Raw genomic sequence first — 20,112 nt, 5'->3', positions numbered from 1 at the left:
TCGTCGGGGATCTTCACGTCGAACTTCTCCTCGGCGTTGACGACGATCGTCATCATCGAGATGGAGTCGATGTCGAGGTCGTCGGTGAACGACTTGTCGAGCTCCACGCTGTCGGTCGCGATGCCGGTCTCGTCGTTGATGAGCTCGGCGAGGCCCGCGAGGACCTCTTCGGTGGACAGTGCCATGGTGTTTCTCCTTCAGGGATTCGCGGAGTGCGCGGGGTGTGGAGTCGGACGTTTCGAATGACCGACACGAGTCTATTAGGGGAGGGTCAGGGCAGTCGCACGACCTGAGCGCCGTAGACGAGGCCGGCGCCGAAGCCGATCTGCAGCGCGAGGCCGCCGCTCAGTTCCGAATGCTCCTCGAGCAGGCGGTGGGTGGCGAGCGGGATGGACGCGGCCGACGTGTTGCCGGTCGTCTCGATGTCACGCCCGATCTGCACCGACTCGGGAAGGCCGAGCTGCTTCGCGAGCTCGTCGATGATGCGCATGTTCGCCTGGTGCGGGATGAACGCGGCGAGGTCGTCGACCGTGACCCCGGCCTTCTCGAGCGCCTGCTTCGCGACCTTCGCCATCTCCCAGACGGCCCAACGGAACACGGTCTGACCGTCTTGACGCATCGTCGGCCACGGCTTGACCTTGTCGAGGTACTCCTCGAAGGTGCCGTTCATGCCGACGGCATCCCACTTCGAGCCGTCGGAGCCCCAGACGCTCGCCGAGATGCCCGGCTCGTCGGCGGGGCCGATCACGGCCGCTCCCGCTCCGTCGCCGAGCAGGAACGAGATCGAGCGGTCTTCGGGGTGCACGTACTGCGAGAGCTTCTCGGCGCCGACGACGAGCACGTACTCGGCGGCGCCGCTGCGGATGAGGGCATCGGCCTGCGCGATCGCGTACGTGTAGCCGGCGCACGCGGCGCTGATGTCGTAGGCGGGAGCCGGGGCGGCGCCGATCTTCTCGGCGAGCAACGCCGACATCGACGGTGTGACGGCGACGTTGCTGATCGTCGAGACGAGCACCGCGCCGATCTGGTCGGGGCGGATGCCGGCCTTCGCGATCGCCTCGTTCGACGCCGTCTCGGCGAGGTCGATCGCGTCGACGCCCTTGCTGGCGCGCTTGCGCGTGATGATGCCGGTGCGTTGGCGGATCCACTCGTCACTCGAGTCGATCGGTCCGACGAGGTCGTCGTTCGGCACCGTCAGGTCGCCGCGCGCGGCACCGAGCGAGAGGATGCGGGTGTACTTCGGGCCTTCGGCCTGCTTCAGCGTCGTCATGCATTGCTCTGTTCTTCGATGAGGGCGATGGCGGCGGGGATGTCGTCGGGCGTCTTGACCGCGACGGTCGGCAGTCCCTTGAGACCGCGCTTGGCGAGGCCGACGAGGGCGCCGGCCGGGGCGAGCTCGACCAGGCCGGTGACTCCGGCTTGCTCGAACGCCGCCATGCAGAGGTCCCAGCGCACGGGGTTCGCGACCTGGCCGACGAGAAGGTCGACGAACGCGGCGCCGGACGTGACGGTCGAGCCGTCACGGTTGGTCCAGATGGTCGTGAGCGGGTCGGCTGCGGGCAGACCGTCGGCGACGGTGCGCAGGTGGTCGACGGCGGGCTGCATGTAGCGGGTGTGGAAGGCACCGGCGACCTGCAGCGGGATGACCCGGGCACCGGCGGGCGGGTTCTCGCCGAGCGCTGCGAGGGCGGGGAGCTCGCCCGCCACGACGAGCTGGCCACCGCCGTTGTAGTTCGCGGGGGAGAGGCCGAGTTCATCCAGCTTCTGCAGCAGCTCGGCTTCGTCGCCGCCGATGACGGCGCTCATGCCGGTGGCGACCTGCGCGGCGGCGCCGGCCATCGCCTGCCCGCGTTCGCGCACGAGCACCATGGCGTCCGACTCGCTGAGGATGCCGGCGGCGGCCGCGGCGGCTAGCTCACCCACGGAGTGGCCCGCGACGCCCGCGAGCATCCCGCGACGGTCGCCGACGACGGCGCGGAAGGCGAGCAGCGACGCGGCGACGATGAGCGGTTGGGCCACGGCGGTGTCGCGGATGGTGTCGGCGTCGGAGACCGTGCCGTGCGCGCGCAGATCGACCCCGGCGGCGTCGGCGAGGGCACCGAGGTGCTCGGCGATGCTCGGCTCGGCGAGCCACGGCTCGAGGAATCCAGGGGTCTGCGAACCCTGACCGGGCGCGACGACGACGACACTCACGAGAGACCATCCTGCCAGCACACCCGACGGATCGTGGGGGTCATCCCACGAAGAACCGCGGAAAGCGTTGGGCGATTCCTACGAAGCTTGCCGACTGGTGAAAGGCGGCGCGCCCGTCGCCACGCACTCGGCGAGGATGACGAAGCGGCGACAGGGTCGTAGGGGAGGGACCATGACGGAGCGGATCACGGTGGCCGAGGCGGTCGGACGCACGCTCGTCGCGCGGGGCGTGGGACACGTCTTCGCGGTGGTGGGGAGCGGCAACTTCCACGTCAGCAGCGTTCTCGTCGAGGCCGGGGTCGGCGTCACCCAGGCGCGTCACGAGATGGGTGCCGCGAGCATGGCCGACGCCTACAGCCGCGTCAGCGGCGAGGTCGCGGTGGTCAGCGCCCATCAGGGATGCGGGCTCACCAACGCGATCACGGGCATCGGCGAGGCGGCGAAGAGCAACACGCCGATGCTCGTCGTCTCGGGCGACACCGCGGCGGGCGACACGGCGTCGAACTTCCACATCGACCAGGACGCCGCCGTGACGGCGGTCGGTGCGACGGCGGCGCGCATCCACTCGGCGGCGAGTGCCGTCGCGGACGCCGCACGCGCGTACGACGAGGCGGTGACGCGCCGCACGCCGGTCGTGCTCTCGCTTCCCGTCGACCTCCAGGCGCAGGTCGTCGACTTCGATGCCGCCGCCATCCCACCCGTCGCGAGACCCGTGCCGGCGGGCGCGGCGCCGGACGGTGTGGCCGAACTCGTCGGCCTGCTCCGGGCGACGGAACGACCGGTGCTCGTGGGCGGCCGCGGCGCCCGAGGAGCCGGGCCGGTCCTCCGGGAACTCGCCGCGGCGTCGGGAGCGCTGCTCGTCGCCTCCGGTGGCGCCCGGGGGCTGTTCGAGGGTGATCCGTGGGCGCTCGACATCATGGGCGGCTTCGCCACCGAGGGTGCGGCCGAGCTCATCCGCGCGGCCGATCTGATCGTGGGTGTCGGTGTCGCGTTCAACGACTGGACGACGCGCGCGGGCTACCTGACGGAGCGCGCCACGCTCGTGCAGGTCGACGATCGTCCGCTCGCGATCGGCCGGCACCGGCCGGTCGCCCTCGGACTCGTCGGGGATTCGTGCATCGTCGCCGCGGCGGTGCTCGACGGCCTCCGCGCGACGGGTGCGCCGCGCACCGGCTACCGTACGCCCGACATCGCCGAACGGGTGCGCCTCCACCGCTCGTGGGCGGATCAGCCCGTCGAGGGAGTCGACGAGCCCGGCTACGTCGACCCCGCCGCTCTCATCAACGCCCTCGACGCACTCCTGCCCGCCGAGCGGGTGGTCGCGACCGACGGCGGCAACGTCAACTGCTACGCGGGCGCCCATCTGCGCGTGCCCGACGACCGGGGCTACTGTCTGCCTCTGTCGTTCCAGGCGATCGGCCTCGGACTCGCGAGCGCGATCGGAGCGGGCGTGGCGGCGCCGCACAGGATGCCCGTTCTCGGCACCGGCGACGGTTCGTTCCTCATGGGCTGCGTCGAGCTCGACACCGCCGTGCGGCTGCGTCTCGGGATGGTGATCGTCGTGTTCGACGACAGCGCGTACGGCGCCGAGGTGCAGCTCTTCCGCGACGAGCCGGAGCGTCACGGGATCGTCCGCTTCCCGGAGACGGATATCGCGCGGATCGCCCGAGGCTACGGTTGCGACGCCGTGACCGTGCGCTCACTCGGCGACCTCGCTGCGGTCGGGAGCTGGCTCGACGGGCCGAGGGACCGGCCGCTCGTGCTCGACGCGAAGATCGTCGGCCGTGCCTCGTGGCTCATGGCGCGACGGTTCGCCGCGTCAGCTCCTCCCTCACTGAGCCGCGCCGCCAGATCGACGGCCCCGGTCGCCGACTCACCGATCCGACGCGGCCTTCGGCGAACCGGCGATGGCGCCCACGACGAGCGCCGACTGCAGGATGAGGGCTTCGCGGGCGCCGGTCGCGTCGTAGCCGATGACCTCGGAGATGCGCTTGAGGCGGTAGCGCACGGTGTTCGGATGCACGAACAACTCGCGGGCGGTCGCCTCGAGTGAGCGCCCGTTGTCGAGGTAGCACCACAGGGTCGTGAGCAGCTCGGTGGAGTGGTCTTGGAGCGGCCGGTAGATGCGGTTGATGAGCGTCGAGCGCGCGAGCGGATCGCCCGCGAACGCGCGCTCCGGCAGCAGGTCGTCGGCGAGGGCGGGACGCGGGGCGTTGCGCCAGGCTCGGGCGACGGCGAAACCCGCGAGGGCTGCCTTCGCGCTGCGCGCCGCCTCGAGCAGCGAGGGCACCGAGTGGCCGAGCACGAGGTGCCCCGGGCCGAACCCGGGCTCGAGCTCGGCGGCGATCTCGAGGAACGGCCGGAGCTGGGCGGACGACTCCGGGGTCGCCTCCCCGTCGGCGAGCGACTCCACGCGTCCGATGACGATGACGAGGCGGCTGCCCTGCACGCCGATGAGCACGTCCGCTTCGAGGTGCCGCGCGGTGCGCCGCAGCATGTCGACGTCGAGCATGCGCGGCGCGGTGCCGACGAGGACGCTCACCTCGCCGTGCCCGTTCCAGCCGAGGGCCGCGATGCGGCTCGGCAGCTCCGAGTCGTATTCACCGGTGAGGATCGAGTCCACGACGAGCGCCTCGAGGCGGGCATCCCACAGCCCACGGGCCTCCGCGGCGCGCGCATACACGTCGGCGGCGGCGAACGCGATCTCGCGCGAGTAGAGCAGGATCGCCTCGCGCAGGCTCTCGTCGCTGTCCTTGACGCGCTGTTCGACGACCTCGACGGTCACCCGGATGAGCTGCAGCGTCTGCTGGAGGCTCACCGAGCGCAGGAGCTCCCGAGGGGCGGCGCCGAAGACATCCGCGGCGATCCACGGGATCGACTTGGGGTCGTCGAACCAGGAGATGAAACTCGTGATGCCCGCCTGGGCGACGAGCCCCACGGCGCTGCGGCGACCCGGAGGCATGTCGCGGTACCACGGCAGCGTGTCCTCGAGGCGCTTGAGAGTCGCCGTCGAGAGCTCGCCCGACAGCGTCCGCAGCCAGGCGAGGGTCTGCTGCTTGGTGCGCGCAGGGGCCACTTAGGACTCGCCGCCCGCCGATCCGGACGAACCCGCCGTGACGTCGTGCAGGCGGTAGCGCTCGATGGCCTGAGCCGGGGCGTCCGCCGCGACCTCGCCGCGACGCGCGAGCGACTGCAGCACGCGCACGACGATCGACGGGCCGTCGATCTTGAAGAACCGTCGCGCGGCCTGACGCGTGTCGCTGAAGCCGAAGCCGTCGGCGCCGAGCGTCAGGTACTCGCCGGGCACGAACGGGCGGATCTGGTCCTGCACGGCGTGCATGAAGTCGGAGACGCCGACGAACGGGCCTTCGGCTCCCTGCAGCTTGCGCCACAGGTACGGGATCTGCGGTGCCTCACCCGGGTGCAGGAAGTTGTGCTCGTCGGCGGCGAGGCCGTCGCGGCGCAGCTCCGTCCACGAGGTGACACTCCACACATCGGCGGCGACGTTCCAGTCGCGCGCGAGGAGCTCCTGCGCCTCGAGGGCCCACGGCACGCCCACGCCCGACGCGAGGATCTGCGCCTTCGGGCCGAAGCCCTCCGCGGCCTTGAGCTTGTAGATGCCCTTGAGGATGCCGTCGACGTCGACGTTCTCCGGCTCGGCCGGCTGCACGAGGGGCTCGTTGTAGACCGTGAGGTAGTACATGACGTTCGGGTCGGGATGCGGCCGGCCGTCGGCATCCTGGCCGTACATGCGCTCGAGGCCCGCGCGCACGATGTGCCCGAGCTCGTAGCCGTACGCCGGGTCGTACGAGACCACCGCGGGGTTCGTCGACGAGAGCAGGTGCGAGTGGCCGTCGGCGTGCTGCAGACCCTCGCCCGTGAGCGTCGTGCGACCCGCGGTGGCGCCCATGATGAAGCCGCGGGCCATCTGGTCGCCCGCCGCCCACATCGCGTCGCCCGTGCGCTGGAAGCCGAACATCGAGTAGAAGACGTAGACGGGGATGAGCGGCTCGCCCTGCGTCGCGTAGGAGGTGCCGACCGCGGTGAACGCCGCGAAGGCGCCCGCCTCGTTGATGCCGGTGTGGAGGATCTGGCCCTGCGGGCTCTCCTTGTAGGCGAGCAGCAGCTCCCGGTCGACCGACGTGTAGTGCTGGCCGTTCGGGTTGTAGATCTTCGCCGTCGGGAAGTACGCGTCCATGCCGAACGTGCGCGCCTCATCCGGGATGATCGGCACGATGCGGTTGCCGAAGCCCTTGTCGCGCAGCAGATCCTTGAGCAGACGGGCGAAGGCCATGGTCGTGGCGACCGCCTGCTTGCCCGAGCCCTTCTTCATGTCCTCGTAGACGTCGTCGCCCGGGAGCGTGACGCCCGTGTGCGTCGTGCGACGCTCCGGCACGTAGCCGCCGAGCTCGCGACGGCGCTCCTGCAGGTACTGGATCGCCGGGTCGTCCGAACCGGGGTGGTAGAACGGCGGCTGGTACGGGTCGGCCTCGAGCTGCGCGTCGGAGATCGGGATGCGCATCTCGTCGCGGAACTGCTTGAGGTTGTCGAGCGTGAGCTTCTTCATCTGGTGGGTCGCGTTGCGGCCCTCGAAGCTCGGGCCGAGACCGTAGCCCTTGACCGTCTTGGCGAGGATGACGGTCGGCTGACCCTTGTGCTCGGTCGCCGCCTTGAACGCCGCGTAGACCTTGCGGTAGTCGTGGCCACCGCGCTTGAGGTTCCAGATGTCGTCGTCGCTGAAGTCCTTCACGAGCTCGGCGGTGCGCGGGTCGCGTCCGAAGAAGTTCTCGCGGATGTAGGCGCCCGACTCGGCCTTGTACGTCTGGTAGTCGCCGTCCGGCGTGACGTTCATGAGGTTGACGAGCGCACCCTCGGTGTCGCGGGCGAGGAGGTCGTCCCACTCGCGTCCCCAGACGACCTTGATGACGTTCCAGCCCGCGCCGCGGAAGAACGACTCGAGCTCCTGGATGATCTTGCCGTTGCCGCGCACCGGCCCGTCGAGGCGCTGCAGGTTGCAGTTGATGACGAAGTTGAGGTTGTCGAGCTTGTCGTTCGCGGCCCACTGGAGGGCACCGCGGCTCTCGACCTCGTCCATCTCGCCGTCGCCGAGGAACGCCCAGACCTGCTGGTCGGAGGCGTCTTTGATGCCGCGGTTGGTGAGGTAGTGGTTGAGCTGCGCCTGATAGATCGCGTTGATCGGACCGAGGCCCATCGAGACCGTCGGGAACTCCCAGAAGTCGGGCATGAGGCGCGGGTGCGGGTACGACGACAGGCCGTACGGCGCCTGCGACTTCTCCTGACGGAACGCGGAGAGCTGCTGCTCCGAGAGGCGGCCCTCGAGGAAGGCGCGCGCGTACATGCCGGGGGAGGCGTGCCCCTGGTAGAAGATCTGGTCGCCGCCGCCGGGGTGGTCCTTGCCGCGGAAGAACCAGTTGTGGCCGACCTCGTAGAGGGCAGCCGACGACGCGTACGTCGAGATGTGACCGCCGACGGCGATGTCGGGGCGCTGGGCGCGGTGCACCGTGATCGCGGCGTTCCAGCGGATCCAGGCGCGGTAGCGGCGCTCGAGGTCTTCGTCACCGGGGAACGCGGGCTCGTTCTCGGGCGCGATCGTGTTGATGTAGTCGGTCGTCGGCACCATCGGCACGCCGAGCTGCAGCTCCTTGGAGCGCTTGAGCAGGCTGAGCATGACGTCGCGTCCGCGACCTCGGCCCTTCGCCTCGACGAGGGAGTCGAGCGACTCCTGCCATTCGGCGGTCTCGTCCGGGTCGACATCGGTGTTGTTGACCGAATAGGGGTCCTGGTCGTTGACGGGCACCGGTGACCTCACAAGTTTCATCCGCTGGTAGAGCGGTAGGGGTGGCTGGAAGGTGCGGTCTCGTGGACCGCGGCATCTCCACTCTAGTTGTCGCACCCCTCGGGTTTCCGAGGCGTATGATCGTCCGCTGGACCGCCGGGCATTCGGTTCCGGCCGGAGAGGAACGCACAACCACATGGCTCTGGAGAACGACACCCGGGCGCCCGACTTCGATCTCGCCAATCAGTTCGGCGAGCACGTGCGGCTGAGCGACTTCCAGGGCGTCAAGCCGGTCGTGCTCGTCTTCTTCCCGCTCGCGTTCTCGGGGGTCTGCACGGGCGAGCTCTGCGCGCTGCGCGACAACCTCGACCTGTTCAAGGATCGCGACGTCGAACTGCTCGGCATCTCGGTCGACTCGAAGGCCGCGCTGCGCGCCTGGGCCGAGCAGGAGGGCTACGACTTCCAGCTGCTCGCCGACTTCTGGCCGCACGGTGCCGTCGCGAAGGAGTACGGCGTCTTCCTCGAGGAGAAGGGCTTCGCGAACCGCGCGACCTTCGTGATCGACGTGAAGGGTGTCATCCGCGCGTCGTTCATCACCGCTCCGGGCGAGCCGCGTTCGATCGAGGAGTACCGTGCGGCGCTCGAAGACGTGAAGCCGGCGCGCGCCGCCGTCTGAGCCGGCGCGCTCCGTCTGGGCTACGGGACGGTGACGACGGCGCTGACGAAGTCGCTGTTCCCGCCGAAGTCGTACACGTACAACTCGAGCACGAGCCGGAGCCCCGCCGGAAGTGCCGTGACGTCGTACTGGAGGTCGGCGAGCGCGGCATTCAGCCCCGCGTCCGTCGTCGGGATCCACTCGACCGATCCGGTGGCCGGGTCGTAGTGCTGCACGAGCGGGTAGATCAGCCCGCCGTCCTCGACCGCGAGCTCGCCGTATGTGCCCGAACCCTCGTTGTATGCGTAGTACGTCTCCGAGACGATCGTCCCGGTGGCGGCGTTGAGGCCCAGTTCGAGCAGCGCATCCACCTCGTCGACCCCGTCAGCCCCCAGATAGGTGAGCGGAACCGACACCGTGGCGGTTCCCGCCGTCGCGTCCTGCGCGAGCGCGAGGTACGCGAGCGCCGAGTCCTGCCCGTCGCTCAGGTTCAGGTAACCGAGGTTGTAGTGCGCCCCGGCGAGCCCGGAACCGTCGTCCGCCACGACACCGGCACGCTCGCCGATGTAGTCGATGGTGCCGTCGTCGTTGAGGATGCCGTAGTAGAGGACGACCTCGGAGATGCTGTCGGCCGCTCCCGCCCCGAAGTCGCCGGTGACGTACACCCCGCCGTCGGCGAACACCACGTTCGCGTCGCCCGTGACCGAGACCGGCGGCTCGACCGTGCCACCTTCCTCGTAGTAGGTCGTGAGGAAGTCGGCCCACCCGGTGCGCTCTGCGACCGCGGCGTACTCGTCGTTGTAGTACTGCCCGCTCGGCGGGAAGTAGATCGAGAGCCCCGTCGCTCCCCGCGTGGCCTGCCCGGCGACCTTGGTGAGGACGACGTCGTTGATCGCCCGCACGAGGGCATCCGCCTGGTCGGCGACGTCGAGGGCATCGACGCTCAGCTCGCCCGCGAGGATGCCGAGATCCTTCATGTGCGTGTCGTACGCGGGGTTCGGGTGGGCTCCGAAGCCGAGAGTCTGCGCGAGCGTGCGGCCGACCGTCGGCGCCACGTCGGCGACGCGATCGCGGAGTGCGGACGCGAGACCGGTGACCGCGTCGTCGACGGCGGCGAAGTTCGCGAGGTCGACGACCGACAGAGTGATGTCGACGTCGGTGCCGGAGGCGATGGCCTGGGACTCGAACCCGTCGACGATCTCGGCGCCCAGTTCAGCGGGTGTCGCGCCGCGGAAGGCAGCCTCGAACGAGCGGTAGTCCCAGCCGTGGCCGGGCTCGAGCTCCTGCGACGCGACGAGGACGTCGGCGTACGGGGCGAGCGTCGAGGCGACCTCGAACGTCGCCATGAGGCACGCGTCGAAGCCGATCATGTCGATCTTGTCGATGCCGGTCTCGGCGACGGCCCCGGAGATCGCCTGCTCGAGCTCCGCCAGGTTGAGCGTGTCCCCGCCGGAGGACTCGTCGTCGCCGACGCCCGGCCACGAGGCGCCGTGGTCGGAGATGACGAGACCGTAGTTCGCTGCGGGGTAGGCGCGGATGCTCTCGCGGATGAACGCCTGCAGCACGTCGGGGTCACCCGTGTTCAGATCGCCGTAGTCGGCGAGCTCGGTCGCGGAGTCGCGGTTGATCTCGAGGAGCTTGGCGCCCGTCCAATCGGGGATGCCGAGCACCGACGTCTCGGTGTAGCCCTCGGCGCGGTCGACGAGGGCGACGAGGTTCAGCCCGGGCCGGGAGCCGACATCGCCGAGCTCCTCGATGTCTTCCATCATGAAGGGCTCGAGGTTGGTGTCGGCGATCGAGTAGGTCATGATCGTCCAGCTGTCCGGCGCTTGCAGCGGGCTGCCGGGTGACGAGACGCCGACGCCCGCGCAACCGGAGAGTCCGATCGCAGCGACGGCGATGCCTCCGACCGCCGCCAGGGTGCGGGTCAACCTCGATCGCGCCATCCGTCGCCTCTTCTTCTCGTCATAACCGGTGCTCTGGACTGCCAGGGCTCGCTCAGGATACCGATCCGCCGGTGCCCTTCGGTGACACCTTCTGTTCCAATCGCTCGACCTGCGCGCGGAGCGCCAGCAACTCCTCGAGGATGCGTTCGTCGAGAGCCCGATCCTCCTCGATCGCCTCGTCGAGCTCGGCGACCTTCATGCGGTCCATCGCCTCGACGACGACGGCGATGAGCAGGTTGAGCACGATGAGAGACGACGCGATCGTGTAGAGCACGAAGAAGCCCCAGATCCAGGGCGCGTCGAACGCCATCGGCGCCACGAAGTCGGGCCAGCCGTCGCCGAACATGATGCGGAAGAGCGAGACGCCGGACACCCACAGGTCGCCGAAGTGTGCCGGGTTCTGCGCGCCGAACAGCGTCGTCGCGGCGACGGCGAACACGTAGGTGAGCATGAGCAGCAGCCCGCCGATCGAGGCGATCCCGGGGATCGACGCGCCGAGGGCAGCGACGACGAGCCGCATCGAGCGCACGGCGGAGAGCAGGCGCAGCACCCGCAGCAGCCGCAGCACGCGCAGCACCCCCGCCTCGCCACCCGCCGGGATGAGGGCGACGACGACGACGAACAGGTCGAACCAGTTCCAGCCGCTGCGGAAGAACGCGAGCCCGTGGGCGAAGATGCGCAACACGATCTCGACGACGAAGATGCCGATGATGATGCCGTTAGCGACGTGCAGGGCGTCGCCCATGGCATCCATCACGACGGGGTAGGTCTCGAGCCCGAGGATGACCGCGTTGACGATGATGAGCGCGATGATGGTGCGTTGGAAGGGCTTCGACTCCACGAGGAGCCGCACCCGTTCCCGAGCGGTTCTCATCCCGTCACCATAAGGGACCGGTAGCATCACGGCGCGGGCTCTTAGCTCAGTTGGTAGAGCGCCTCGTTTACACCGAGGATGTCGGCGGTTCGAGTCCGTCAGGGCCCACGGGTTCCCCGACCGCGGCGACGGGATGCAGTCGCGGCAGCCAGCACCGCACGGCCGTCCGGTACTCCGCATACGGCGTGCCGAAGCGCGCGACGAGCTCGGCCTCCTCCCAGGGCCGCACGAGCAGGTGCCACACGACGGCGCCGGCGAGCGCGTACCCGACGACGATCGGGGAGCCGAGGAGGATCCCGACCCCCACGCCCTGCCCGATCCCGGCGACGGCCATCGGGTTGCGCACCCAGCGGTACGGGCCGCGGATCACGAGGCGCCGCGTGGGGTCGAGCGGCAGGGGCGTACCGTCGCCGTGCACCGCGAGCGCCCACGCCGCCGCGACGTTGAGCGTCGACGCGGCGACGAGCACGGCGATCCCGACCGCCACGAGCGCGGGATGCGGGAGCGTCCACGTGGCGAGCCCGACCTGCACCTCCGCCGCGCGGATCCCGAGCGGCACGGCCACGAGGAACACCGCCCAGAAGAGCGCGGCCTGCGCGGCGGTCTTGAGCAGCGTCATGCGCGCCCCTCGCGCGGCCGCAGCAGCACGGCGAGGGTCGCGGGAACGACGAGCACGGGCACCATGCAGATGGCGGCGAGCCAGCCGGAGCCCCCGCTGAGCAGCGGCAGCGAGACGCAGTACATCCCGGCGTAGACGCACGACGCGGCGTGGACGAGCAGCACGGGCCACGCCCACCGGGTGTCGCGGGCGACTCCGACGGCGGCGACGAGCGACCCGGCGCCCACGAGCACGACGTCGCCCACGAGGAAGGCGAGCAGCACGGCGTCGGGCGCGCCGTCGGCGGTGAAGAGCGGCCGGGATGCCGGCACGGCGAGCAGGAGCGCCCACCAGGCGAGCACTCCGACGCCCTGCACCACGAGGTAGCCGACGGCGGCCCGACGCAGCAGCATCTACGCGCTCTCGATCGGGAGCCAGAGCTCGCACGTCGCCGTGCTGAAGTCGTCAGCACGATCGAGCACGGCGACGATCGACGGTCCGGGGCGCAGCCGCCACGGGTTCGACGGGAACCAGTCGGTCGCGGTCGCGGCCCACGCGGTCTGCAGCGTCTGCGGGTACGGGCCCTCGGTGCGGAACACCGCCCACATGCCGGCGGGCACCTCCAGAACGTCGAGGTCCGCGGGAACTTCCGTGGCGTCGCCGATCGCCACCCCGTGCAGGTAGGTCAGCTCGCTGCCCTCCGTGTAGTCGGGGTCGACGTCGGCGCTCACCTGGAGCAGCCCGGCCGGTTCGAAGTCGCTCAGCTCCTTGAGGCGCGCGTGCTCGGTCGGCGGGAGGGACGCGAGATGGGCCTGGATGTGCGGGTTGACCCCGACATGGATCAGCGGCACGCGGGCGGCGTGGCCGACGAGGCGGAACGCGGGGCGGTCGATGAGGCGGGTGGCGAGCATGGTGCTCCCTTCTACGGTCAGGCGGAACCTGAGGGTCGGTTGACTGCGGAGGGGGCCGCCATCCCGTCGCACGTCGCCCGGGCTCACGCCGTGCACCGCCCGGAATGCTCGACCGAAGGCCTCGCTCGAGCCGTAGCCGTAGCGCACCGCGATCGCGAGCAGGTCGTCCTGGCCGCGCACGACATCCGTCGCCGCCACGGTCATGCGGCGGCGCCGGATGTACTCGGACAGCGGCAGGCCCGCGAGCGACGAGAACATCCGTCGCACGTGGTACTCGGTCGAGCCGACCTCCCGGGCGAGCGCCGCGACGTCGAGCTCCTCGGTGAGGTGCTGCTCGACGAGGTGGGTCTCGACGAGTTCGACGACTCGGTTGAGTGCTGAGATCACGGTGCCCCCTTCCTCGTCGAGTCTCGTCAGCGGGTCGGGTGCGCACCCGACGATTCCGGACCGGTGCGATCAGTCGCCGAGCCCCGAGAGGAAGCCGGCCACCGTCGATCGCCACGCGGGCGCGAGCGGACTGCGCTCCTCGTCGCCGTCGGCGGGCAGGAACAGTCCGTGGTCGGCGTTCGGGAACACCGCGAGTCCGTGCCGCGGGTCGCGGGGCAGATGGGTCGCGTAGATCGCGACGCTCTCCGCGACCGGTACGCCGCCGTCGGCGCCTCCGAAGAGTGCGAGCACCGGGCAGCGCACGTCGGGCAGGACGGCCACGGGATCGAAGTCGATCATCCCGGCGAGGAACCGCAGCGCCTCGACGGAGTCGTAGGGGAAGCTCACCGCCCCGAACCAGGGCTCACCCGCGACACGACTTTGCGTCTCGAGGATGCTCGCGGGGGAATCGCCGCGCCGCACGAGACCGGCACGCTCGTCGACCCAGGCGAGCCCCGCCGCCACCGCGGCCTCGTCGTGCCCCTCGGCGCGCACCGCCGCCTCGAGCCGCTCGCGCTCCTGCGCGGCGGGCGTGGTGCCCGGGCCGGAATGCGTGATCACGAAGTCGACCTCGTCGGGTGCGAGCGCCGCGGCGAGCAGGGCCACCCAGCCGCCCTGACTGACGCCGTAGAAGCCGACGGGCCGGCCGGTGACCGAGGGATGCCCGCGCAGCACCCGCAGTGCGGCGAGCGACTCGCGCGCCCGATCCTCCAGGGTCTGCTCGCTCCAGTGTCCGGGCGAGCCGCCGCATCCGGGCTTGTCGTGTCGCAGCGTCGCGACTCCCGCCGACTCGAGCCGGTCGGGCCACCCGCCCCACTCGTCACGGGCACCGTCGCCCGAGCCGTCCACGAACACGACGCCCGGCGCGACCCCGGCGGGATGCGGGCGGATGAGCGCCCCGAGCTCTCCGACGGCAGTCGGCACCACGGCATCCTCGTCGATCAGACCCATCCGTCGAACCTACGGGCGTCCGCCGGGACGGCCAAGAGGACGCTCCAGCGCTCGGTAGGGTCGGAGGCGTGACGGGCGCACGCACCTCGGGAGTCGTCGCCCTCGTCATCTCCTGCCTCCTCTGGGGCACGTCGGGCACCACCGCGACGTTCCTGCCCGACGCCGCGAGCCCCCTCGCGATCGGGGCCGCGACGATGGGTATCGGCGGACTGCTGCTCTTCCTCACCGCCCCGAGGATGTCGACGGCGGTGCTGCGCGATCCCCTCGGTCGGAAGTGGGCGGCGATCGGCGCGGTCGGCGTCGTGGTCTACCCGCTCGCGTTCTACACCGGCATGGATCTCGTCGGCGTCGCGGTCGGCAACGTCGTCGCCCTCGGCTCGGGCCCCGTCTTCGCGGCCCTCCTCGAGTGGATCATCGAACGCGAGAGGCTGTCGGCGCGCTGGCTCGTGTCGACGGCGCTCGCGGTGGCCGGGATCGCGCTGCTCGCGACGGGTCGCGAGGAAGGGGGCGTTGCTGCCTCGACGGCATCCGCCGTACTCGGGGTCGGGATCGGGCTCCTCGCGGGGCTCGCCTATGCGCTCTACACCTACTCGTCGTCGCGCGTCATCAGGGCGGGCCACCCGTCGCGCGGCGTCATGGGCGGGATGTTCGGCCTCGGGTCGCTGCCGTTGCTCGTCCTCCTGGTCGTGCTCGGCGCCCCGCTGCTGCAGTCGTGGACGTCGATCGGTCTCACCGCCTACCTCGCGCTCGGCCCCATGCTCGTCGCCTACATCCTGTTCGGCATCGGGTTGCGCTCGGTGCGCAGCTCGACCGCGACGACCATCACCTTGCTCGAGCCGGTGTTCGCGACGGTGCTCGCCGTGCTCATCGTGGGGGAGCGGCTCAACGTCATCGGCTGGGTGGGTTTCGGTCTCGTGCTCGTGGGACTCGCTGTGCTCGTCACGGCACGTCGCGTCGCCGCCGTCCGGCCGCGCTCATAGAATCCGACACATGAGCGACGCACCGGGCGACGGCCGGCCGGGGGATGCCCCCGAGCCCTACGTGCCGTCGGGCGTCCGTCGGTCGACCTACACGCCACCCTCGTCCGATGTCGAGCCGCCTGCGTTCGACGACGACGCGCTCGCGGATGCGCTCGCCGCTCAGGTGGCTCCGTACACCTCGCCCATTCCGGTCTCGTCGTCGCCGAGCCCCGTCGCGCCGCCCGCCGCCGTACTGGAGCCGGCCGCAGCGCCGGAGCCAGCCGCAGCACCGGAGCCGGCCGCAGCGCCGGAGTCAGCCGCAGCACCGGAGCCGGCCTCGTTCGAGGAGCCGTCGTACGAGGAGCCGTCGTTCGAGGAGCCGAGACCGGTCACCGCTCCCGCACCGGCCGATCAGCACGCCGACGTGCCCGAACTGAAGGCCGAGCCGCTCGCCGGCAGCAGCTCCACCCTCGAGGCGATCGAGCGACTCGAGAGCGAGCTCCGTCGTCGCGCGGAAGAGGCCCAGGGGGCGCCCGCTCCCATGCCCGAGACCGCGTCGACCGCCCAGCAGCTGTCGACGGCCCCGCAGTTCTCGGATGCGCCGCTCTTCCCGGCGCCGCCCACCTACCTGCGGGCCGCTCCGCCCGAAGATTCCGAGCCCATCGCGCCCGAACCCGAGCCCGTCGCGCCCGAACCCGAGCGCGTCGTCCCGGAACCTGAGGTCGCGCCGGAGCCGCCGACCGTCTTCGCCCCCCCGCCTCTCGTCGAGCCGCCCGCCTTCGCACCCCCGACGGCCCCCGCGTTCGGGATGCCGCCGGCCACACCGTCGATCGACCTCCCGCCTCCGGGAGCTCCGGCACCCGGGGCTCCCGTCGCGGGCGCCGACTTCGCCCACCTCCCACCTCCCATCGGGCTCGAGCCGGCGGCTCTGCCGCCGTACGATCCCAGCGTCGACGAGGTGCGCCCCCCGACGGGCGCGCCGATCCCGTTGCCTCCGCCCGGGGAACTCGCCGCGCCTCGCGACGTCGACCCTGAAGGCATCCACCCCGACGACATCCACCCGGACGACGTGCATCCCGACGACCTCGGGGCGGGTCCGATCGTGGCGGCACCGATCACCATGCCGCCGGGCTGGGAAGCGCCGCCGGCATTCGCGCCGCCCCCCTTCTCCCCGGAATCCGAGACGCCGAGAGACGAGGATTCCCTCGACGATGACGACGTCGTCGACGAGATCGACCGGGCCTTCGGAACGGGCGCCATCCCCGTCGACTCGACGGGCGCGGTGACCGTGCTCGTACCTCCGTCGCAGCCGATCCCGACCGTGCAGCTCGCCGACGACGAACCGGGGCTCGTCGACGAGGTGGCCGAGCACCATCCCGCCCTCCTCGTGGAAGCAGCGGGACCCGAGCCGACCCCGCTCGACCTGCGCGCCGGCCGGGCCGCCCGTCTGTTCTGGCTGTGGTTCGCCGCGAACTCGTCGGTGATCTCGCTCTCGCTCGGCGCCGTGCTGTTCGGACTCGGGATGAGCCTGCGGCAGGCGCTCGTCGCGATCCTCGTCGGCGTCGCGCTGTCGTTCCTCCCGCTCGGCCTCGTCACGCTCGCCGGCAAGTGGAGCGGGCAGCCGACCATGATCGTCTCGCGTGCGACCTTCGGCCTCGTCGGCAACGCCCTCCCGACTGTCTTCGCCGTCATCTCGCGCATCTTCTGGGGCGGAGCACTGCTCTGGATGCTCTCCGCCGGCGTCGGGCGCGTGCTCGTCGACGCCGGACTGGATGCCGGTCTCGGCGAACAGACCTGGACGCTCCTGGGACTCGCCGTCGGCTTCGCTCTCGCCTTCGTGGTCGCGATCTTCGGATACGGACTGCTCGCCCGCCTCCAGCTCGTGCTGTGCATCGTCACCGGCATCCTCGTCGTCGGCCTCATCGCGCTCACCTACCCGTACCTCGACATCTCGGCCGCGCAGGGTGTCGCCGACGGGCCGTGGATCCTCCTGGTGAGCGGCGTCGTGCTCGTCTTCAGTTTCGTCGGACTCGCCTGGGTGCACTCGAGCGCCGATGTCGCCCGCTACCAGCGTCCGGACGGTGACGGCGGCTCGACGATGCTCTGGGCGACCTTCGGGGCGACCCTCCCCGCCTTCCTGCTGCTGTCCTGGGGCGCGATGCTCGCGGCGTCGGACACCGTCATCGCCGACGGTCTCGCGACGAACCCGCTCCACACGATCGCCGCGCTGCTGCCCATCTGGTATCCCGCACCCCTCATCGCCGCTCTCGCGCTCGGGTTGCTCTCCGCGGTCGTGCTCACGATCTACTCGGGCGGTTTCGCACTGCAGGCGCTCGGCGTCGGCCTGCGTCGCTCGGGAACCACTGTGATCGCGGGGCTCCTCGTGCTCGTCGCCGCCGTCGCCCTGCTGTTCCTCGTCGGCGACGCACGCGGGCTCATTCGCGACGTCGCCACGACCATCGCCGTGCCGGTCGCGGCCTGGGCGGGCATCTTCGCGACCGAGATGATGATCCGCCGCCGCCGCTTCCACGCCGAGTCGCTCCTGCGTCGCGGCGGCGTCTATCCGGCCGTGCGGTGGGTCAACGTCGTCGGCCTCGCGGCGATCATCGCGATCGGATTCGGCCTCACCTCGGCCGAACTGCCGTGGCTCGACTGGCAGGGCTACCTCCTGCCGTTCCTCGGGCTGTCCGAGGGCGACCCGCTCCTGACGAGCGACGTCGGAGTGCTCGCGGCACTCGTGCTCGGCATCCTGCTGCCGCTCGTGAGCGCCATCCCGGCGATCCGTCGGCAGGAGGACGCGTCCGTAGACTGAGGCCGTGACCTCGATCCTCGCCGACGCGCCGTGACGCCGACATTGGCGGACGCCCTGGCTGCCGTCGAGCGGCTGTGGCCCGAGGCGGGCGCCGAGCCGTGGGATGCCGTCGGGCTGCTGGCGGGCGATCCCGCGGCTCCGCTGCGCCGCATCCACCTCGCCGTCGATGCCGTGCTCGACACCGTCGACGAGTCGATCGACCAGAGGGCCGATCTGCTGCTCGTGCACCATCCGCTGCTGCTCCGCGGCGTCACGACGGTCGCCGAGACGCGCTACAAGGGCGCCGTGATCGCGCGGCTCATCCGCGGCGGCTGCGCGCTCCTCGCGGCGCACACCAACGCCGACATCGTCACCTCCGGCACCTCGGCAGTGCTCGCCGAGCGCCTCGGACTGCGGGGCATCGTGCCGCTCGTCCCTGCGGTCGGCGACGCCGCGATCGGCATCGGCCGGGTGGGGGAGCTCGCCGAGCCCACGACCCTCGGGCGCCTCGCGCGCGAGCTCGCCGACATCCTGCCTCCGACGGCCCAGGGGGTGCGGGTCGCGGGGGAGTACGACCGCCCGGTGTCGCGGGTGGCGCTCTGCGCGGGCGCGGGCGACGCCTACCTGGCGCATCCGGATGTGCTCGCCGCCGACGTGTACGTGACGAGCGACCTCCGCCACCATCCCGCCTCGGAGGCCGTCGAGAACGCGCGCGTCTCGCGCGGCCCCGCCCTCGTCGACGTCTCGCACTGGGCGAGCGAGTGGCTGTGGCTCGACGTCGCCGCCCAACAGCTCCGGGATGCCCTCCCGGGCGTCGAGGTCAGCGTGAGCGACCTGCGCACCGACCCCTGGTCGTTCTCTGTCATGCAGTAAGCCGCGGTCGTCCCGGCCGCGCGGAAGGAAAACATGCCACTCAAGGCCACCCCCGAAGATCAGGCGCTGCTGCTCGATCTGCAAGCGCTCGACACGAAGCTGCAGCAACTCGCGCGTCGCATCGAGAAGCTCCCCGAGCGCGGCGTCGTCGACGCACTGACGGCGCAGCGCGGCGAACTCGAGCGCACGCGCAGCGAGCTGTTCGGCGCCGCCGAGGACGCCCGGCTCGAGCTGAAGCGCACCGAGGCCGATGTCGCCGTCGTCGACGCCCGCATCACGCGTGACTCCGAGCGGCTGCAGGCGAGCACCTCCGTCAAAGACGTCCAGGCCCTCGAGCAGGAGCTCGCGGCGCTCGCGAAGCGCAAGAGCGATCTCGAAGACATCGAGCTCGCCGTCATGGAGACCGTGGAAGAGCGTGAGGCCGTGCTCGCGTCGACGGATGCCGAGCTCGCGAGCCTGGCGGCATCCCTCATCGAGGCGACCGCCGCTCGCGACGCGGCGCTCGGCGAACTCGACGCGGAGCGCACCCACACGGCGGCGAACCGGCAGACCGTCGCCGGCAAGGTGCCCGCCGACCTCCTCGCACTGTACGAGAAGCAGCGCGAGCGCTACGGCACCGGCGCCTCGCATCTGCGCGCCGGGATCAGCTCGGCGAGCGGCGTCGCGCTCAAGGCGAGCGACCTCGACGCCATCCGCGCGGCCGCTCCCGACGACGTGCTGCTCTGCCCCGACTCCAACGCGATCCTCGTCCGCACCTCCGAGTCGGGTCTCTGAACCGCGTCGCGGGTTGAGTGCCCGCCGTAGGCGGGTGTCGCGAAACCGCGTACTCTGAGGGTGCAAACGGGCCGGCCAGACGGTCGCGTCGTTCCGGCTCCGGCCGGGATGCCGAGGAACGTCCGGGCACCACAGGGCAGGGCGGTGGGTAACACCCACCCGGAGTGATCCGCGAGAAAGTGCAACAGAGAGCAGACCGCCGGACTTCTCCCCTCTTCGGAGGGGAGCGGGCCGGTAAGGGTGAAACGGTGGTGTAAGAGACCACCAGGGGCCCGAGTGATCGGGCTCGCTGGGTAAACCTCGCCCGGTGCAAGGTCAGACAGGGAACGTCGACGGGGCCCCCCGAGTTCCCGGGTAGACCGCT

The 20,112-nt window shown here is 71.0% G+C and carries 16 protein-coding genes, 1 tRNA gene, 1 other RNA gene and 1 pseudogene; 8 read left to right on the top strand and 11 right to left on the bottom strand.

The features are described 5' to 3' along the window. The 3 genes from ACO1X9_RS02780 to ACO1X9_RS02770 form a co-directional block, all read right to left on the bottom strand. A partial coding sequence (locus ACO1X9_RS02780; protein ID WP_486349299.1) for an acyl carrier protein occupies positions 1 to 185 on the bottom strand: 185 nt, incomplete at its 3' end. Between the two features lie 86 nt (positions 186 to 271). Beyond that, on the bottom strand, positions 272 to 1,270 hold the full coding sequence (locus ACO1X9_RS02775) for a beta-ketoacyl-ACP synthase III (protein ID WP_486349298.1): 999 nt from the start codon (positions 1,268 to 1,270) through the stop codon (positions 272 to 274). Next, on the bottom strand, positions 1,267 to 2,193 hold the full coding sequence (locus ACO1X9_RS02770) for an ACP S-malonyltransferase (RefSeq protein WP_486349297.1): 927 nt from the start codon (positions 2,191 to 2,193) through the stop codon (positions 1,267 to 1,269). The genes ACO1X9_RS02775 and ACO1X9_RS02770 overlap by 4 nt, the downstream gene beginning before the upstream one ends. A 136-nt stretch (positions 2,194 to 2,329) precedes the next feature. Here ACO1X9_RS02770 and ACO1X9_RS02765 point away from each other — a divergent pair. Then, positions 2,330 to 3,904: pseudogene (locus ACO1X9_RS02765) on the top strand (thiamine pyrophosphate-binding protein); the annotation flags it as partial. 162 nt (positions 3,905 to 4,066) lie between these two features. Here the strand turns inward: ACO1X9_RS02765 and ACO1X9_RS02760 are convergent. Both ACO1X9_RS02760 and aceE read right to left on the bottom strand, forming a co-directional pair. After that, positions 4,067 to 5,269, bottom strand: coding sequence for a PucR family transcriptional regulator (locus tag ACO1X9_RS02760; RefSeq protein WP_486349296.1), 1,203 nt, complete (start codon positions 5,267 to 5,269; stop codon positions 4,067 to 4,069). Beyond that, positions 5,270 to 8,011: a pyruvate dehydrogenase (acetyl-transferring), homodimeric type gene (gene aceE / locus ACO1X9_RS02755; RefSeq protein WP_486349295.1), complete on the bottom strand. Its 2,742-nt coding sequence runs from the start codon at positions 8,009 to 8,011 to the stop codon at positions 5,270 to 5,272. Positions 8,012 to 8,186: 175 nt separating this feature from the next. On the opposite strand from aceE, the gene ACO1X9_RS02750 reads away from it, so the two are divergent. After that, positions 8,187 to 8,666 (top strand): peroxiredoxin, encoded by a 480-nt coding sequence (locus ACO1X9_RS02750; protein WP_486349294.1) that lies wholly within the window; start codon positions 8,187 to 8,189, stop codon positions 8,664 to 8,666. A 20-nt stretch (positions 8,667 to 8,686) separates the two neighbouring features. Here ACO1X9_RS02750 and ACO1X9_RS02745 read toward each other — a convergent pair whose 3' ends face one another. Continuing rightward, the gene (locus ACO1X9_RS02745; protein WP_486349293.1) at positions 8,687 to 10,591 is read right to left on the bottom strand and encodes a clostripain-related cysteine peptidase; all 1,905 of its coding nucleotides are present in this window, start codon (positions 10,589 to 10,591) and stop codon (positions 8,687 to 8,689) included. Between the two features lie 52 nt (positions 10,592 to 10,643). Beyond that, positions 10,644 to 11,465: an ion transporter gene (locus ACO1X9_RS02740; protein ID WP_486349292.1), complete on the bottom strand. Its 822-nt coding sequence runs from the start codon at positions 11,463 to 11,465 to the stop codon at positions 10,644 to 10,646. 35 nt (positions 11,466 to 11,500) lie between these two features. Here ACO1X9_RS02740 and ACO1X9_RS02735 point away from each other — a divergent pair. Beyond that, positions 11,501 to 11,573 (top strand) — tRNA-Val (locus ACO1X9_RS02735). On the opposite strand, the gene ACO1X9_RS02730 is transcribed toward ACO1X9_RS02735, so the two are convergent. From ACO1X9_RS02730 to ACO1X9_RS02715, 4 genes are all read right to left on the bottom strand, one after another. Further along, positions 11,533 to 12,084 (bottom strand): methyltransferase family protein, encoded by a 552-nt coding sequence (locus ACO1X9_RS02730; RefSeq protein WP_486349300.1) that lies wholly within the window; start codon positions 12,082 to 12,084, stop codon positions 11,533 to 11,535. The two genes, ACO1X9_RS02735 and ACO1X9_RS02730, sit on opposite strands and share 41 nt — an antisense overlap. Further along, entirely contained in the window at positions 12,081 to 12,476 is a 396-nt protein-coding gene (locus ACO1X9_RS02725; protein ID WP_486349291.1) for a hypothetical protein, read from the bottom strand. Before ACO1X9_RS02725 ends, ACO1X9_RS02730 begins: the two co-directional genes overlap by 4 nt. Further along, positions 12,477 to 13,361, bottom strand: coding sequence for an AraC family transcriptional regulator (locus ACO1X9_RS02720; protein WP_486349290.1), 885 nt, complete (start codon positions 13,359 to 13,361; stop codon positions 12,477 to 12,479). 69 nt (positions 13,362 to 13,430) lie between these two features. Then, positions 13,431 to 14,351 carry an alpha/beta hydrolase family protein gene (locus ACO1X9_RS02715; RefSeq protein ID WP_486349289.1) on the bottom strand — a complete coding sequence of 307 codons (921 nt, stop codon included), beginning with the start codon at positions 14,349 to 14,351 and terminating at the stop codon, positions 13,431 to 13,433. Between the two features lie 68 nt (positions 14,352 to 14,419). On the opposite strand from ACO1X9_RS02715, the gene ACO1X9_RS02710 reads away from it, so the two are divergent. From ACO1X9_RS02710 to rnpB, 5 genes are all read left to right on the top strand, one after another. Further along, positions 14,420 to 15,331: a DMT family transporter gene (locus tag ACO1X9_RS02710; RefSeq protein ID WP_486349288.1), complete on the top strand. Its 912-nt coding sequence runs from the start codon at positions 14,420 to 14,422 to the stop codon at positions 15,329 to 15,331. Positions 15,332 to 15,341: 10 nt separating this feature from the next. Further along, positions 15,342 to 18,122 carry a purine-cytosine permease family protein gene (locus ACO1X9_RS02705; RefSeq protein WP_486349287.1) on the top strand — a complete coding sequence of 927 codons (2,781 nt, stop codon included), beginning with the start codon at positions 15,342 to 15,344 and terminating at the stop codon, positions 18,120 to 18,122. Positions 18,123 to 18,152: 30 nt separating this feature from the next. Beyond that, positions 18,153 to 18,974: a Nif3-like dinuclear metal center hexameric protein gene (locus ACO1X9_RS02700; RefSeq protein ID WP_486349286.1), complete on the top strand. Its 822-nt coding sequence runs from the start codon at positions 18,153 to 18,155 to the stop codon at positions 18,972 to 18,974. A gap of 33 nt (positions 18,975 to 19,007) precedes the next feature. Beyond that, complete coding sequence (locus ACO1X9_RS02695) at positions 19,008 to 19,748, top strand: zinc ribbon domain-containing protein (protein WP_486349285.1); 741 nt, start codon at positions 19,008 to 19,010, stop codon at positions 19,746 to 19,748. A gap of 67 nt (positions 19,749 to 19,815) precedes the next feature. Then, positions 19,816 to 20,112, top strand: an RNA gene (rnpB, locus tag ACO1X9_RS02690) — RNase P RNA component class A; the annotation flags it as partial.

This window comes from Pseudolysinimonas sp. (assembly GCF_057350545.1).
This window is presented reverse-complemented; position numbering and strand designations above follow the sequence as displayed.

What these genes read in the sequence shown, in the direction of transcription:
- ACO1X9_RS02775 (WP_486349298.1), bottom strand. Translation starts at nt 1,270, where the DNA reads ATGACGACGCTGAAGCAGGCCGAAGGCCCGAAGTACACCCGCATCCTC.
- ACO1X9_RS02750 (WP_486349294.1), top strand. Translation starts at nt 8,187, where the DNA reads ATGGCTCTGGAGAACGACACCCGGGCGCCCGACTTCGATCTCGCCAAT.
- ACO1X9_RS02745 (WP_486349293.1), bottom strand. Translation starts at nt 10,591, where the DNA reads ATGGCGCGATCGAGGTTGACCCGCACCCTGGCGGCGGTCGGAGGCATC.
- ACO1X9_RS02740 (WP_486349292.1), bottom strand. Translation starts at nt 11,465, where the DNA reads ATGAGAACCGCTCGGGAACGGGTGCGGCTCCTCGTGGAGTCGAAGCCC.
- ACO1X9_RS02730 (WP_486349300.1), bottom strand. Translation starts at nt 12,084, where the DNA reads ATGACGCTGCTCAAGACCGCCGCGCAGGCCGCGCTCTTCTGGGCGGTG.
- ACO1X9_RS02725 (WP_486349291.1), bottom strand. Translation starts at nt 12,476, where the DNA reads ATGCTGCTGCGTCGGGCCGCCGTCGGCTACCTCGTGGTGCAGGGCGTC.
- ACO1X9_RS02715 (WP_486349289.1), bottom strand. Translation starts at nt 14,351, where the DNA reads ATGGGTCTGATCGACGAGGATGCCGTGGTGCCGACTGCCGTCGGAGAG.
- ACO1X9_RS02705 (WP_486349287.1), top strand. Translation starts at nt 15,342, where the DNA reads ATGAGCGACGCACCGGGCGACGGCCGGCCGGGGGATGCCCCCGAGCCC.
- ACO1X9_RS02695 (WP_486349285.1), top strand. Translation starts at nt 19,008, where the DNA reads ATGCCACTCAAGGCCACCCCCGAAGATCAGGCGCTGCTGCTCGATCTG.